Annotated in this window: 12 protein-coding genes and 2 pseudogenes; 9 read left to right on the top strand and 5 right to left on the bottom strand. The window is 69.5% G+C overall.

Going from position 1 to position 14,454, the window contains the following annotated elements; all coding sequences use genetic code 11:
* Nucleotides 1-142 precede the first annotated feature (142 nt).
* The 4 genes and pseudogenes from ACFYQ6_RS34610 to ACFYQ6_RS34595 all read left to right on the top strand — a co-directional run bounded on the left by ACFYQ6_RS34610 (nt 143) and on the right by ACFYQ6_RS34595 (nt 3,771).
* Nucleotides 143-838, top strand: a complete 696-nt coding sequence (locus tag ACFYQ6_RS34610) for a TetR/AcrR family transcriptional regulator (protein WP_388766803.1) — start codon at nt 143-145, stop codon at nt 836-838.
* Between the two features lie 218 nt (nt 839-1,056).
* Nucleotides 1,057-2,199 (top strand): FAD-dependent oxidoreductase, encoded by a 1,143-nt coding sequence (locus tag ACFYQ6_RS34605; RefSeq protein ID WP_388766801.1) that lies wholly within the window; start codon nt 1,057-1,059, stop codon nt 2,197-2,199.
* Nucleotides 2,200-2,342: 143 nt separating this feature from the next.
* Nucleotides 2,343-2,551, top strand: a pseudogene (locus ACFYQ6_RS34600) (GNAT family N-acetyltransferase); the annotation flags it as partial.
* Nucleotides 2,552-3,021: 470 nt separating this feature from the next.
* The gene (locus ACFYQ6_RS34595; RefSeq protein WP_388766799.1) at nt 3,022-3,771 is read left to right on the top strand and encodes a ZIP family metal transporter; all 750 of its coding nucleotides are present in this window, start codon (nt 3,022-3,024) and stop codon (nt 3,769-3,771) included.
* 317 nt (nt 3,772-4,088) lie between these two features.
* Here ACFYQ6_RS34595 and ACFYQ6_RS34590 read toward each other — a convergent pair whose 3' ends face one another.
* Nucleotides 4,089-4,442 carry a helix-turn-helix domain-containing protein gene (locus tag ACFYQ6_RS34590; protein ID WP_388766797.1) on the bottom strand — a complete coding sequence of 118 codons (354 nt, stop codon included), beginning with the start codon at nt 4,440-4,442 and terminating at the stop codon, nt 4,089-4,091.
* Nucleotides 4,397-4,681, bottom strand: coding sequence for a DUF6879 family protein (locus ACFYQ6_RS34585; RefSeq protein ID WP_388766795.1), 285 nt, complete (start codon nt 4,679-4,681; stop codon nt 4,397-4,399). Before ACFYQ6_RS34585 ends, ACFYQ6_RS34590 begins: the two co-directional genes overlap by 46 nt.
* Before the next feature lie 371 nt (nt 4,682-5,052).
* On the opposite strand from ACFYQ6_RS34585, the gene ACFYQ6_RS34580 reads away from it, so the two are divergent.
* Nucleotides 5,053-5,286, top strand: a complete 234-nt coding sequence (locus tag ACFYQ6_RS34580; protein ID WP_388766793.1) for a hypothetical protein — start codon at nt 5,053-5,055, stop codon at nt 5,284-5,286.
* A 536-nt stretch (nt 5,287-5,822) separates the two neighbouring features.
* Nucleotides 5,823-6,047: pseudogene (locus ACFYQ6_RS34575) on the top strand (transposase); the annotation flags it as partial.
* 231 nt (nt 6,048-6,278) lie between these two features.
* Here ACFYQ6_RS34575 and ACFYQ6_RS34570 read toward each other — a convergent pair.
* Both ACFYQ6_RS34570 and ACFYQ6_RS34565 read right to left on the bottom strand, forming a co-directional pair.
* Nucleotides 6,279-7,196, bottom strand: coding sequence for a recombinase family protein (locus ACFYQ6_RS34570; protein ID WP_388766791.1), 918 nt, complete (start codon nt 7,194-7,196; stop codon nt 6,279-6,281).
* Nucleotides 7,197-7,452: 256 nt separating this feature from the next.
* Complete coding sequence (locus ACFYQ6_RS34565) at nt 7,453-8,943, bottom strand: dienelactone hydrolase family protein (RefSeq protein WP_388766789.1); 1,491 nt, start codon at nt 8,941-8,943, stop codon at nt 7,453-7,455.
* Between the two features lie 417 nt (nt 8,944-9,360).
* Here ACFYQ6_RS34565 and ACFYQ6_RS34560 point away from each other — a divergent pair, with 417 nt between their 5' ends.
* Together ACFYQ6_RS34560 and ACFYQ6_RS34555 are read left to right on the top strand one after the other, a co-directional pair.
* A complete protein-coding gene (locus tag ACFYQ6_RS34560) occupies nt 9,361-10,521 on the top strand; it encodes a sensor histidine kinase (protein WP_388766833.1) in 1,161 nt (386 codons plus the stop codon).
* Nucleotides 10,518-11,180, top strand: coding sequence for a response regulator (locus ACFYQ6_RS34555; protein WP_388766787.1), 663 nt, complete (start codon nt 10,518-10,520; stop codon nt 11,178-11,180). Before ACFYQ6_RS34560 ends, ACFYQ6_RS34555 begins: the two co-directional genes overlap by 4 nt.
* 106 nt (nt 11,181-11,286) lie before the next feature.
* Here the strand turns inward: ACFYQ6_RS34555 and ACFYQ6_RS34550 are convergent, their stop codons facing one another.
* The gene (locus ACFYQ6_RS34550; protein ID WP_388766785.1) at nt 11,287-11,985 is read right to left on the bottom strand and encodes a Tn3 family transposase; all 699 of its coding nucleotides are present in this window, start codon (nt 11,983-11,985) and stop codon (nt 11,287-11,289) included.
* Between the two features lie 275 nt (nt 11,986-12,260).
* Between ACFYQ6_RS34550 and ACFYQ6_RS34545 the strand changes: the two genes are divergently transcribed.
* Complete coding sequence (locus tag ACFYQ6_RS34545; RefSeq protein WP_388766783.1) at nt 12,261-13,718, top strand: hypothetical protein; 1,458 nt, start codon at nt 12,261-12,263, stop codon at nt 13,716-13,718.
* Nucleotides 13,719-14,454 lie beyond the last annotated feature (736 nt).

Below are 14,454 nucleotides of genomic sequence, written 5' to 3'. Positions count from 1 at the left end.
GACTGTGTCGGTCAGAACAGGCGGCCAAAGCAACCGCCTCGCGACGCTCGTCGCTGCGGCCGCTCCTGAGACCGGACATCACCCTGTGCCTCCGCCCTTCGCGCCGCTACGCCATCACGAACGCGTTCGTTACGATCGGCCTATGAACGGGAGAAAAGAGCCGGTCAGCCGGCGCGAGCGTCCGGCCAAGCCTGCCCTGTCCCGGCGCTGGATCGTGGAAGCGGCCATGCGGATCATGCAGGACGAAGGGCTGGAGAAGCTCACCATGCGCCGCCTGGCGCAGGAGCTGGACACCGGCCCGGCCTCGTTGTACGTCTACGTCGCCAACACCGCCGAGCTGCATGCCGCCGTCCTGGACGAGCTGCTCGGCGAGGTCGATCTGAGCAGCCGGGACGGCGGTGGCGACTGGCGCGATCAGCTGCGCACCGTCATGACGTCGTACACCCTGGTGCTGTTCGAACACCCACAGCTCGCCCGGTCCGCTCTCGTGGCCAGGCCGAACGGCGAGAACTACCTGCGGCTGGTGGAACGCATCCTCGACCTGCTCGCGCGCAGCGGCGCCCCGCGCGTCCAGGTCGCCTGGGGGGTGGACAAGCTGCTCCAGGACGCCACGGCCACCGCCGCGGAACAGTCCACACACGAACACGACCCGACCTCCGGGGATGACTGGAACGCCACCGTGCGCGCGCTGCACGCCGTGGACGAGGCCACGCATCCGGCGATCGCCGCGCACATGCCGGACCTGATCGGCGGCACTGCCGGGGATCGCCTGCGCTGGAGTTTCGACGTCCTCGTCAACGGCATCACAGGCACTGCGGTACCGCACCAGGCCAACTGAGCCCTGATCGGACCGGCGTGCGGCACACGCCGGTCCGGCGGAGGCGGAGTTCTACGCAACCTCTGACGAACTTGTTCGCTACGAACATGTTCGTTAGTGTGGGAAGTGGCCGGAGGGACTGCTGCGACGCCACTGCGCACCACCGTTCCCTCGGCGCCGACGGCGGGAGCGCCTCCCCGGTGCGCGCCAGTCTCCCTACCCCTGCGAAGAGGTCCACCATGAGCACCATCCACTTCCCCGTCGCGATCATCGGCGGCGGCCTGGGCGGCCTGACCGCCGCCCGTGTCCTGCACGTCAACGGCATCGAGTCCGTCATCTTCGACCTGGAGTCAGGCCCACAAGCCCGCACGCAGGGCGGGATGCTCGACATCCACGAGGAGAACGGGCAGAAGGCGCTGCACGCCGCTGGTCTGCACGACGACTTCCTCAAGATCGTCCACGAGGGCGGCCAGGCCATGCGCCTGCTCGGCCCCGACGGCACCGTCCATGTCTCCAGCGAGGACGAAGGCGACGGCGACCGCCCGGAGGTCGACCGCGGCGACCTGCGCGACCTGCTGCTGAACTCCCTGCCCGAAGGAACCGTCCACTGGGGCCGCAAGGTCACCGGCGCACGTCCGCTGGGCGACGGCCGCCACGAGGTCTCCTTCACCGACGGGACCGTCATCACAAGCGACCTCCTCATCGGCGCCGACGGCGCCTGGTCCCGCATCCGACCGCTGCTCTCAGACGCCAAGCCCGCCTACACCGGCATCTCCTTCGTCGAGACCGACCTGTACGAGGCCGACACCCGCCACCCTCGCAGCGCCGCCGTCATCGGCGGCGGATTCTTCATCGCCCTGGGACACGAGAGCGGCTTCCTCGCCCACCGCGAGACCGACGGCAGCCTCCACGTCTACACCGCGCGCAAGGCCGAAGAGGGCTGGATCGACACCATCGACTTCACCGACCACATCGCCGCGAAGGCCGCGGTGCTGGCTCACTTCGAGGGCTGGAACGAGGACCTGCGCGGACTGGTCGCCGATGCGGAGACCTTCACCCCACGCCGCATCCACGCCCTGCCCGTCGGGCACCGCTGGAACCGCGTCCGCGGCGTCACGCTGCTCGGCGACGCCGCCCACGTGATGTCCCCATTCGCGGGCGAGGGCGCCAACCTGGCGATGTACGACGGCGCGGAGCTCGCCCTCACCCTTGCTGCCCACCCCGGCGACACCGAGGCCGCTCTGGCCGCCTACGAAGAAGCCCTTTTCCCGCGCAGCGAAGCCTCCGCCGCCGAGTCCGCCGCCAGCCTGGACACCATGTTCAGCGAGGACGGCCTGGAGCAGATGGTCGGGTTCTTCACCGCCGGCCCCGCCGACCGGTAAGGCCTCGGCAGTCGACCGCGGCCTGCACCTCATCCGCCTGGACAACGGTTCCTCCCTCGCCGACACCGTTGCCCGCCGACTGAAGGTCCCTTCGCACCACTTCGGCTGCCAGGACCAGTTGGTCACGGCGCCCGTGCCCGAGCTGGACCGATCCTGAGTTCCGCGGCCGGGGCATTGCGTCCGCGCTGCTCGATGCCGCGCTCGCTCATGCTACGGAGAACGACAGGAGCCCGGTCCGGCTCTCCGTATGGGAATGCGACGGGCCGGGGCCATCGCCCTGTACGAACGATTCGGCTTCGCCGTCACCCGGCCGTGGAACGAGCGGGATCGATTGGTGTGTATGCAGCACGCCGCATCGCCGGGCGCTGCACGACCCAGCGGCGGCGTCCCGGCCCTGCTGGCGAAGGGCCTCCGCTCGGCGGTGGCAGCGGTGCGCGGACGTACCGCTCAGCGCCTCGCCGTGATGGCCGATAAGGAGGCGACCACACATGTTCGGGACGCTCTCGCGGAACCCCCGGGACACCTGGAGTGAGCGGAGCGGTCCCGGCGCCCATCGACATGATCGAGACGCGGGCGATAACCTTGGCCAACCAGCTACCACCACACGTGCGGGTCCACCAATATCTCCCGCACCGACCGCTGACTCGCCCCTCCCGTCGCGCGGGGTCCCCGCCCCATGCTGCCCAGCCGGTCTCAGCAGCACACGCTTTCCCTCCGCCAGCCGCGGCCGTCGGCACAGGCGCCTCGAGCCGGGCCAATCCGTTGCGGCCTGGCTTGGCGGGTACATGCGCAACACCTGACGGCAGCGGGAGAGGAGATTTCGTGGTGGGAGCGTTGGTTGCGGGTGGGTGGGGACTGTTCGCCGGTGCGGCGTTGCTGGTCGGCGCCGCCATTGGGTTGTTCGTGCGGGTCCCGCCCCGCTGGATCGCGCTCGTCATGGCGTTCGGCAGCGGCGTGCTGCTATCCGCGGTGTCCTTCGAGCTGATCGCCGAGGCGTACGAGCGCTCCGGCATCGGCCCAGTTGTCTGGGGGGCGGTCGGCGGGGCCGCGGTGTACTCGGGGGCGAATGCGCTGCTGGCGCGGCGCGGTGCTCGGCACCGCAAGCGCTCCGGACAGCAGCAGCCCTCAGAATCGGAGGAGCCCGGGTCGGGCAACGCCATTGCGCTGGGTGCGCTGCTCGACGGCGTGCCGGAGTCCGTGGTGATCGGCACCAGCCTCCTGGGAGGCGGCCACCTGGGCGTGGCCACGGTGGGAGCGGTGTTCATCAGCAACCTGCCCGAGGGCCTGGCCAGCGCCGCCGGCATGCGCAGCGCCGGCCGCAGTCGACGCTACGTCCTCACCCTGTGGGGCGGTATCGCGCTGATCAGCGGCGGGGCGGCGCTTGCAGGATATGCGCTGCTGGGAGGCGCCTCCGAGGCGGTGATGGCGATGATCACAGCCGTTGCGGGCGGGGCGATCCTTGCCATGATCGCGGACACGATGATCCCCGAGGCTTACGCCAAGGTGCACTTGCTGACGGGGCTGGTGACCGTGGCCGGGTTTCTGTCCGCGTTCGCTCTCGCTCACCTCTAGGGGCAGCTGCGCCTCGCCCTGGGCACCGGGGCCGTCGCGTGGCCCGGCGATCAGCTTGCCGCGTCGTCCGCGCTGGTCGCCTCTTCCGCGTCGTAACGGCCGACATGTTCCGCTGCCTCCAGGTTGCTCCGCCTGGCGGCTCCTACCGCCTGACCCCCTGGGCGGAAGTCCAACCACTTCCCCGGCACCCTGCGCATGAAGGCAGCGGTCTGTCCCGGCCCGCCCTCCGCGCGAGGGAGACGGGAGTTCAGAGGAACTGGTCGCGCAGGCGATCCTCGCGGGTCCGCTGCAACCACACAAGGTTCTCCAGTACCTCGTTATGCTCCGCCCCCGCAACCATCCCCCACCGCTGGGCAGCCGGCCAGCTGCCGCCGCCACACCGCATAGTGCGCCTCCAACGACTTGAGGCGTCCGACCAGTTCGGGCAGGACGTCGACGGCCCCGAGCGCCTCCACCCAGAGCTCCAGGTCCTCGGCCCTAGGCGCCTGCTTACCGGTCTCGATCTTGCTGGTCTTCGACGCCGCCCAGCCCATGCGCGCGGCAAGCCCGTTCCCATGCAGCCCGGCCTCGGCGCGCAACTCACGAAGCCGCGCGCCGAGGGCAGTCCGAGCCGTCCGAAAGTCGCTCACCGTGAGCCCGCGGTCTGCTGGTACTCCTCGAAGGTGGCGCATGGTGCCATGCGGCCTCGCGCCACTGCGCATGGCGCAGGACGTCCGCCGGATCGTCGGAGAGGTGCACGCCGAGGAAGCGCGAACCAAGACAGCCCCGGATCCTCACCGGCAAGGAACTGCCTGTACGGCTCATCCTCCTCCGGGATCCCGTACGAGGTACGCACCTCAAGGCGGAACGCCGCGTGCGCGAAGTCCTCGAAGAGCCGCAGGAAGGCCGGACCGCTGACGAGCTCAGGCACCGCACACCTTCGCAGCGTGGTACTCAAACAGGACGGCCGGCACGACGACAAACCCCTCCCCAGGCTTCACCTGCAGCAACTGAGCGATCTTGTCCGGGTCGGTGAGCTCGTCGCCCTGAACGACGATGTCGCTGGTCTCCGTGTCCCGGTAGAACGAAGGACAGCCACCCCCTGTGACGTGTTGCTGCTCCCCACGAACTCAAGCGACATGGTGCCCGCCCTCCGCTGCGGTTGGACCGTCAGTGTGCTCACCCTGCCTCCGGGACGCGCCGTAATTGCCAGAAATGTCGACCGCCGCCGACCGTGTGAACGGATTGCTCGGAAGGTCGCGAATTCCAAGGACCCCCTGTCGACAGGCTTAAGATCCGCCCGTGGCAATCGAACTTCCAGACGAACTCCTCCAACTCGAGCAGGCAGCCATCGACGCCCAGGTGGCGGCGACGGCACCTTCCCCGCCCGAGGGTGCATGGACCGCATGGCATGAGGCTTCGATCGCGGCACAGGTCGCGATCACCGACCACGCGGCAGCGATCAACGCGAACCGTCTCGAGGTCGAGATGGCCGTGAGGAAGGCCGTCCGCCACTCGGAGCCCGACAAGGACTAACCGCGTCGTGCTGGCACCGAGCGGGTCTTGGCACGGGCATCCCGCCCCGGTGTCGACCCGGGCCTTACCGTGTGTGCATGCCCTTGCGCTCCAGGTCACACGGCGCGCGGGCGCAGCAGGCCGTCCTCAAAAGCAGACCGGTTGCCGACGCGACGACGATGGATGGCCGGGCAGCACCGGGTCCGCGCAGCTGGCGGCGCCTGCGAGAGGTTGCGCCGCGCGCCGCCGTGATGACTGCGGCGGCCGCGGTGGTCTCGGTTGAGCCCGAGTACGGCGACACCAGCTTGTCGTCCACGCAGCACAGCAGAAGCGGCTTGCCCCCGTAACCGTTTTTGTTGCCCCGCAACGGGGCGCCCGGCGCCGGAGTTGGCATGACTGTCTCCCCCGGTCGATCGCATGTCTTGGGGGTGGTGTCACTGGCTCCGGAGGCATCGACAGACGGTGATCAGGGGCATGACCACCGGCTTCTATGCAGGTCAGGAGGCTCTTCGCAATGTAGATGTGGCTCGGTGCCGTGGGACGACCGGAGGACGCACGTGATCGACATCAGCGGCATCGGCGCCTTCCTCCGTCTGGACGTCGGCAAGGGCGAACACCACGCCACCTCAGTCACGCCGGCCGGGAAGAAGGAGTTCGACAAGCGGTTACCCAGTGAACGCAAGCTCCGCGAGGTCCTCGGCAAGCTGCAGGCCAAGCGCGGGACCGTGCTCGTGGTCGTGGACCAGCCCGCGTCCGTCGGCGCTCTGCCGCTGGCGGTGGCGGTGGCAAGAGACTGGGCTGCCCCGTGGCGTCGGGCGCGCTCCACTGGGCGGCAGGTCTGTCCACTGCCACGGCCAGCCTCCTGGCCCTCGGCCCGGCCCTCAAGCCCAAGCCTCATACGCCGCGCTGAGCACGACTCGCCCCAGCGTGCGCCTGCGTCACCGGATGCAGCAGGCTGACCAGGCCCCTCGGGGAGTATCCAAACGGACATTAGCGGTAGCCGCTGACTCGGATCATGGTCCGCTCGAAGCAGAGGTGCCGACGCGGTTCTCGTACTCGCGGCGGGCCTTGCGCTGGGCCGGGACCGCTGCGGTGCCGTCGAGGGGCTGGCAGCGGTCGAGAGGTTGGCGGTGGACCGCGGGCACGGTGGTGATGCGCAAGGTGTAACCCTGACCGCGTCGTACGGTCACGCCCTGGTCGAGCGCGGCCCGCTCGGCGGGCTCCAGTTCGGCCGCGCGCAGGGAGTCGGCGACCTTACCCGGCATGTCGAGGGTGACGCGATCTCCGGTGCTGGGGTCTCCTCGCGATCGTCGGTGTGCTCGGGCATGAGGTCGGCGACGGCTGTACGGATGGCGCCCGCGGCTGACGTGACGGTCGCGGGCCAGACCGGCGATGGACCGGCCGCCCAGGTACCCGGCGCGCACGGCGGCGGCCTTCGCGGCCGTGACGGCGGGGCGGCGTCCGCCCTTGTTGCCCTTGGCTTCGGCGGCCCGTAGTCCGTCGTAGGTCAGTTCGCGGCGGAGGTCTCGCTGGAGTTCGCCGGCCGCGGCAAGGGTCCGCACCATGAACTTCACGGTGGACAGCAGCTCTTTGGTGCGCCGGTGGCGTGCGATGAGGTCGATCGCGGAGAACGCGCCGTCGTGAATACGCAGCGCGACCTGGTCGCGGTGCAGGACATCGAGCCCGTCGAGGATGTGTCCGGTGCTGCGTACTAGGCGGAACATCTCGGAGATATGCACGGTGTCGCCCGGCCGCGCGTAGGTGAGCAGTTCGCTGAACTTCGGCCGCTGGAGGGAGTGGAGGCGGCTGGAGGAGCCCGGGTCCTCCTCGAAGGCGACCGGGCCCTCGATGCCGGCCTCGCCCAGGACGAGGTTCTGCCGGGCGGTGGACTGTTGGTCGGTCGAGACCCGCTTGTAGACCAGGTTCGCCACCCAGGGGCCCTTTCCGTACGGAGGATCGGACCTATCCGTCGTCAAACCCTGGCAGCAATCGCCATCGGATTGATTGGATTCGGGCCGCCGCGCACCCCCGGATTGCACGGGTCCATCGGTTGCGGCGGCCGCCTGTCGGCAAACAATCGTTTGCCGACAGATCGGGCCTGGCTCGCTGGTCCGCGGCGGGAACGGCACCACGGACTGCACTCCGGCTAAGAAACGGCCGTGCCGTCGGCTGCCGCCGCACAGCTGATCAGTGGTTGTTGCTCGGGCGGTAGACGCTGAGGTCGCCGTAGGCCGACAGAACGCCGGGCAGGTCACCGGCTTTGTGCCGCAGAGTGATGTCCAGAAAGGCGAGCGTGGTTGCGGCGACGACGCGGGGGCTCTCGGTGCGGCCCAGGGAGCCGACTATCGAGGGCACAGGCGGCAGGTACAGGGGGCCGTCCATGAAGGTGAGGTGTGCGGCGCCGGGGATGGTGAGCCGGTAGCTCGTAGCGGTGTTGAGCTTGAGAGCCTTGGTGAGGCGGGGTATGTACTGCGGGTCGGTTGCGGGGGTGATGGCCTGGGTGAGCGCGAGCGTCGGCTGGTGGAGGGAGGGGGAGGTGGGGCCGTGCGGGTAGCCGTCCAGATCGATGACGGCATCGAACCGGTGGTCCTGCCGGGCTGCCTGGAGGGCGGCGGCACCACCCATGGAGTGGCCGGTGACCGCGATCCGGCCGGTGTCCAGGCGTCCGGTCAGCGGGCCGGCGATCTCACCTCGGCCCAGACGGTCCAGCTGAGTGAGGACGAAGCTGAGGTCGGCGCCCCGAACAGCCGTCCAGCCGACCGCCAGCTTGTTGTCCTTGTCCCGGTCGCCGGTGGAGGTGGTCCTGGTGTGAATCGTTCGGCCGTCGGTGAGGACGACGGCGGCGGAGTCGTACGGGTGGTCGAGGGCGGCGACCACATAGCCGTGGCTGGCCAGTTCCTCCGCCCAGGCGGTGTTCTGGGTGCGCACCCCGCCCGATCCCGGTGAGAACAGCACGACCGGGAACCGCCCACCCCTGTCGGCCACCGGGGCGTTGAAGACCGAATGGGTGCGGGCACGTGGGATGCCGTCGACCAGGAAGCCAGGCAGGCCGACCGCGCGGGCGAGGGCGTCGGACACGGTGCGCGCCTCGTGCTCCGTGCGGCCGAGGTACTGGGCCCGCTGCGCGCCTGCGGGGCTCTTCTGCGCGGGATACCAGAGCTGGACCACGACCGTGCGCCGGTCGTGCGGATCGGCGGTGAAGGTCTCGGGGCGGCGTGGGTCGGTCCACTGCACCACGCGGGTGCCGACCGCGAAGCGGCCCAACGGCTCGGGGAACACGGGTACGGGGAAGGCCCAGGCGGCCACCGGACCTGTGGCGATCAGGCCTACGCAGGCCACCGACCCGGGCAAGGCCAGCCACCACCGGGCCCGCCACGTCGGCCAGCCGGTATGGCGTCGCAGCAGGGGAGAGAGGGCGAACGGCAACGCGACGGCAGCGCCTGCGAGTACTGGCAGCAGCTGCCAGCGGATGCCCATCACGCTCAGCACGATCGCGGACAGCATGGACACTGCCCCCGCCGTGATCGTGACGCGTGGGCGGACGGCAGGAGGAAGCCAGCGCGCCACCACCAGCGCGCCGGCACCCAGCAAGACAAGGACTTCCAGAAGGGACATGTGCAGTCCCATGATGTTCTCGGTCACCCGGCCATGCTCGGCGCGGGGCACGCGCTGCCACATCGCCCCCGGGTCGCCATCGTGTACAGCCGGAGTCGCAATGCGAGGCACGCCCAAGTGAGAGGCCTTGCGACCGTGGGGGGTGGCCGGGCTCCTCCTGTGGTCGTACTTCCGCGCGATTCCTTCAGACGGTGGACTCATGCGTGCCGCTGGATCGCGGCCTACCGTGACAGGGCTGCGGTACGTGCGGGCGGCGCGGGTCTTACGCTCCCGTACCCGACCCGGCTCTGGTGTACGCGGTGGCGGCCCCGGCTGGGGCCATTGTGACGCTGAAATCGACAGGGACGTGTGATGACCGAGGCGGCCGCAGAATCCGGTAGTGCCCAGCCGTTGCGCTACCGGGACCGGGTGCCGTGGGCGAGGACAGCCGTACGGCTGACGAAATACGCCGACCTGGCCTCCGCACGAGCGGCGCGACCGATGAGAGCCGTCCGGCGCTGGGGCTCCCGGCTGCCGCCCATGGTGTGGGACTCGCTGTTGCCGGCGCTGCTCCTGATCAACGTCATGACCACGCGCGCGCCGCAGGAGCTGCCGGTGGCCGTGGCCCTCACCGCGGCCCTTGCGCTGCCCCTGGTCTGGCGGCGCCGGGCCCCGCTGGCGGTGTTCGGCGCCGTGGCAGCCGCGGCCTTCGTCCAGTGGCTGATGGACGTCCAGCTGCCGGCGGATATCGCCTTGCTGGTGGCTCTCTACACGGTGGCCGCGAGGTCGGGCCGGCGCGGCACGTTTGTCGCCGGTGCCGTCGTGGAGGGCGGGGCCCTGCTGGCCTGTCTGCGCTGGGCTACGGAAGGCGCGTTCCTGACCCCCTTCGTCGCGGTGACCGCGATGGTCGTCGCCGCCGCCGTCCTGGGGGTGAATCTGCGGACCACTCGCGCCTACCTCGCGGCTTTGGAGGAACGGGCCGCACGCCTGGAGCAAGAACATGACCAGCAGGCGCGGCTGGCCGTCGCCGAGGAAAGGGCACGTATCACCCGGGAGATGCACGACATCGTCACCCACAACCTGTCCGTCATGGTCGCGCTCACCGACGCCGCCGTCTACGCACACCCCCGATCCCCCGATAAGGCCACCACCGCGATGCTCCAGATCTCCGAGACGGGCCGGCAGGCCCTGACCGACATGCGGCGCTCATTGGGCGTCCTGCGGACCGACGAACGGGACGCGGAGCGCCACCCGTTGCCCGGCGTCGCACAACTGGGAGACCTCGCCGACCAGATGTGCGCCGCCGGGCTGCCGACCCGCGTCGAGGTCCGAGGCGGCCACACCCACATACCCGCCACCGCACAACTGACGGTCTACCGCTTGGTACAGGAAGCCTTGACCAACAGCCTCAAGCACACACCCCCCGGCACACACGCGAAGGTCCGGATACGGTGCTCGACCGAGACCGTCACAGTGGCCGTCACCGACAGCGGCCCCTGCCCGCCGCTTCCCGGCGTCACACCATCCGGCCACGGCATCCCCGGCATGCGCGAGCGCGCGGCCGCCTATGGGGGGACGTTGCAGGCCGGACCGCTCCCGGGCGGCGGCTGGGGAGTCCACACCCGCCTCGAACTCGGCAGCAGCGGAGCGGTGTCCGCATGACGATCCGCATCCTGATCGCCGACGACGAAGCGCTGCTCCGTATGGCCTTCAGCACGGTCCTGGAGACCCAGCCCGACATGGCACCGGTCGGCGAAGCCGCGGACGGCATCCAGGCCGTACGCCTTGCCCGGGAGCTGCGCCCCGACGTCGTCCTCATGGATGTCCGGATGCCCGGGACCGACGGGATCGAGGCAACCCGACAGGTCATCCGGATCTCCCCGCAGACCAGAGTACTGATCCTCACCACCTTCGACCTCGACGAATACGCCTTCACCGCGCTCAAAGCCGGAGCCTCGGGATTCCTGCTGAAAAACACCAGGCCCGTGGAACTGCTCACCGCGATACGCAGCGTGGCTGCGGGCGACGCGGTGGTCTCCCCGCGGATCACCCGCCGCCTGCTGGAGAACCTCCGCCCACACATCCCCGACGGCAGCAGCGCCGACCGCGACGAGCGGCTGAGCCGGCTCAGCGCCCGCGAGCGCGAGGTGCTCATCCAGGTGGGCTGCGGCCTGTCCAACACCGAGATCGCGGCCACCCTGTATCTCGCGGAGGCGACCGTGAAGTCCCATCTGGGGCGAATCCTGCAAAAGCTAGAACTCCGCGACCGGATACAGGCCGTGATCTTCGCCTACGAAAGCCGCCTCATCCACCCGGCATGAGGCCGGCAGGGAGCGATTCGAAGCCGAGTTCGCCCAGGCGGTCCGGCCCCGGAGTCATGGGTGGTGACTCCGGGGCCGGACCGCCTTCGACTGTACGGGCGCGCAGCTACGCGTCCGCGCCGTCGTCCGTCTCGTCGTCGATGTTCGGGTCGCGCAGCCTTCGGAGGCCCGGCACCGGCAGTCGGGTGAAGGCGTACCGGCCCAGGAAGTTGATGTGATCGAACTGGAGCGGGGAGAGCCGGGCGAGCAGCTCGTCCGTGACCGGGAAGCCGTCAGCGGCCGGCTGCTTGACGGCGGCGTCGTTGTAGAGGCTGTTGAACAGCACCACGGAGTTCAGCGCCAGGCCGAGCACGCCGAGCTGGTCCTCCATGCCCTCGCGGTAGTGCTGGCGCAGTTCGCCGCGCTGACCGAAGAAGATCTTCCGGGCGAGGCGGTGGCGGGCCTCGGTGACGTTGAGCTGGGCGCCGATCATTCGCCGGTATCCCTCGTCCGAGACGAACTGGAGCAGGTGCAGTGTCTTGAAGATCCGCCCGTAGTGGGCGAACGCGTCGCCCAGCCCGGTCCGCTTGCCGTCCCGGGAGAGCATGCGGATCAGGTCGTGGCCGCGAACCTCCCCGAGAGTCAGGGAACCTGCCACCCGGAGCATGTCGTCCCAGTGGGCGCGTATCCGGTCCAGGCGGATGGTGTGGTTCGAGACCGGCTGGAGCGGCCCGTAGTCCGCCGCGGTGTTCGTCCGCCACAGCCGGGCGTCGGAGATGTCGGCGGTCCTGCGCGCACCGTGCCGTCCGGGCGACCAGTTCGGCACGGCACTCCGCGTCGTCCCCGTCGGCGTCCGGGACAGCCGCGGCGATCGTGGCGAGCGCCTCGGCCAGCTGCTCGCGTGGCACGACCTGCTCGATCGCCGACCACGCGTCGACCACGGAGACGAGTTCGCCGGTGTCGGTCGCGGGCGGGGTCGTCATCAGCACGTCGACTGCCGCGGCGACCTTCTTCGCCGCCTTCCGCAGCTACGGACCTGGTGGTCGATACCGTCGATCATGTTCGACACCGAAACGACAGGCGTCCTGACATCATAGGTTGGTGCCCGCACCCTTCGAACGTCCTGTCATCATGCAGCGGAACCTGGCCATGTTGCTGCGCGGCCTGGCAGGCAACCCCTCCGCACCACCAGAGGCTCTTGTTCGCCTCGCGGCGGCGAACATCGATCGAACCGAGCTCGCACGGCGCCGTGACCTGCCCGCGCAGGCCGCGGTGATCCTTGCCGACGATAAGGATGCGAACCTGCGGTCGGAGCTGGCTGCGAATCCGAATCTCCCGGACGAGGTCCAGATCGTCCTCGCCCGAGACGTCGACGCGCAGGTGCGTGGCCGACTGGCGGAAGGTGCCGAGTACTTCACCGCCGTCGGTGTGCGCGCACGTCACTTCCCGGGGCCGTTGTCACACGACGTCTACGAAATACTGGCCCGAGACCCGCAGCCGAAGGTCCGCCGTGCCCTGGCATTCAACCGTCACCTGCCCGACGGCATTCGGGCCAGGATGCTCGACGACGACGATGCGCGCACGGCCGCCATCGCCGCCGCCGAGTGGAACCCTGCGCCGACCGCCCGGATCAGCGACCTCCTTTTACGGGTCACGGGAGCCTTCGGCCGAGAGCTGCTCTTGCTCCGTCTGGACGGTCCGCTTCCCACTGAGGCCGCCCGTGGCCTGCTCGCCGACATCGACTCCTCCGCAGATCCGGCGAACAGCGCAGGGCTCCTGCGACAGATCGCCGCAACCGCCGACCTGGACGCCGACCTGACCGGCCGCTTCCTGAACGGCCCGCAGCTGCGCGCCGCAGTTGCGGCGAATCCGACTCTGGACCCCGAGCATGTCGCGGCTCTGGCACACGATCCCGACAACCAGGTCCGCGCGGCAGTCGTCGCACGCCGCGGCCTCGACCCGGTGCTGCGGGAATCGGTATCGGTCGAGTACGACGACCGCAGCAGCGGCAACGCCGTCGAGTGGCTGCTTGCGGAAGACCTGTCCGAACCCGATCAGCTCGCCTTCGCGCGAAGCCGCCACCAAGTCTTCCGCAAGACGCTGGCCATGCGCACCGATCTGTCTGACGAGGCCGTCGGGATCCTCGCCGCCGACGAGAGCTTCGCCGTGCGGCTGTTCGTGTGCGAACGCCAGCCGAACGTACCCAGCTGGCTGCTGGCGCACATTGCTGCCGACTGGAAGAGCTACAGCCGCTGGGACATGCTCGCCCACAAGAACTTCCCCGCCGATGCCGCCACTGCCCTGGCTCGCTCCGACGACCCGCATGACCGGGTCGTCGCCGCAGCACATCCCGGGCTTCCGATCGAAACGATCGAGGCGTTGCTGGCCGACGGCGCCGACTACGTGCGACATCGAACAGCGACCAACCCATCAATCCCCACCGACCGGTTGATCACTCTCCTCGATGCCGACGAGCCAGCCGTCGTCTCCGGGGCGGCCGCGAATCGGACACTTCCCGTCGTGACGATGCACCAGGTGCTTGACCGAGCTCGGCTGTGAGGGTGTGACGCCTGTTGACGGGCGGGTGTGTACCTGCATCACATGCCCGAGGTGGAGATGAAAGGCGACGGCTCTCCGTCGCCCGCACGGCCGACATCCACGCTGCGGCCAGCTGGGACGTCGACCGGCCGCCGTGAGCAGACAAATCGGCCGCCTACACGCCGTGCCTGCCCGGCGAAGACGGTCACTGACGACCAATCAAGGCTCCGCTGACCGCGTGCCAGGCGGAGCCGCGTCACGATCACGGGTGCAGATCCTCCAAGGCCGCAACGTCGATCAGGAGGAGCGGGCCAGTATGTGCCCGTGACTCCGACCTCACCGACCCCAACGGCCATGCCCGACCTCTGACACCACTACGGGACAGCGACCTCACCCGACCTCGTGGACCTCACCCCTGCCGAAATTCGCCGTCTACTGGAAACTACCCGCCCACCTCCTGCTCGACAGGGCAACCACGCGATGAACTGGTCCAGATGGCGGCGTCGACACCAGGCCCGATCCCGCCGCTGTCACTACACACGGCGCGGTCATCCGTTCGCGGGACAGGCCGGGCGAACCCGCCCCTCGCCCGGCACCACGCCGCTACAATCCCCACGCTCAAGCCGTTGACCAGGACATACACCGAAGTCCGGCTGGAGTACTAGGCACTGTTTCTCGGATCTCCTGACGTGCGTGGGGTGTTGGGGTCAGGCTGTTTGTATGGGCCGTGGTGATCTGACGAATGCGGAGTGGGACC

Origin of the sequence: Streptomyces sp. NPDC005494, from assembly GCF_042872025.1 — a bacterium.
Lineage (GTDB): Bacteria > Actinomycetota > Actinomycetes > Streptomycetales > Streptomycetaceae > Streptomyces.
The sequence above is the reverse complement of the archived record's forward strand: the minus strand, read 5'-3'. Positions and strand labels throughout refer to the sequence as shown.

What these genes read in the sequence shown, in the direction of transcription:
- ACFYQ6_RS34565 (WP_388766789.1), bottom strand. Translation starts at nt 8,943, where the DNA reads ATGTGGCAGCGCGTGCCCCGCGCCGAGCATGGCCGGGTGACCGAGAAC.
- ACFYQ6_RS34590 (WP_388766797.1), bottom strand. Translation starts at nt 4,442, where the DNA reads ATGCGCCACCTTCGAGGAGTACCAGCAGACCGCGGGCTCACGGTGAGC.
- ACFYQ6_RS34610 (WP_388766803.1), top strand. Translation starts at nt 143, where the DNA reads ATGAACGGGAGAAAAGAGCCGGTCAGCCGGCGCGAGCGTCCGGCCAAG.
- ACFYQ6_RS34605 (WP_388766801.1), top strand. Translation starts at nt 1,057, where the DNA reads ATGAGCACCATCCACTTCCCCGTCGCGATCATCGGCGGCGGCCTGGGC.
- ACFYQ6_RS34555 (WP_388766787.1), top strand. Translation starts at nt 10,518, where the DNA reads ATGACGATCCGCATCCTGATCGCCGACGACGAAGCGCTGCTCCGTATG.
- ACFYQ6_RS34560 (WP_388766833.1), top strand. Translation starts at nt 9,361, where the DNA reads ATGAGAGCCGTCCGGCGCTGGGGCTCCCGGCTGCCGCCCATGGTGTGG.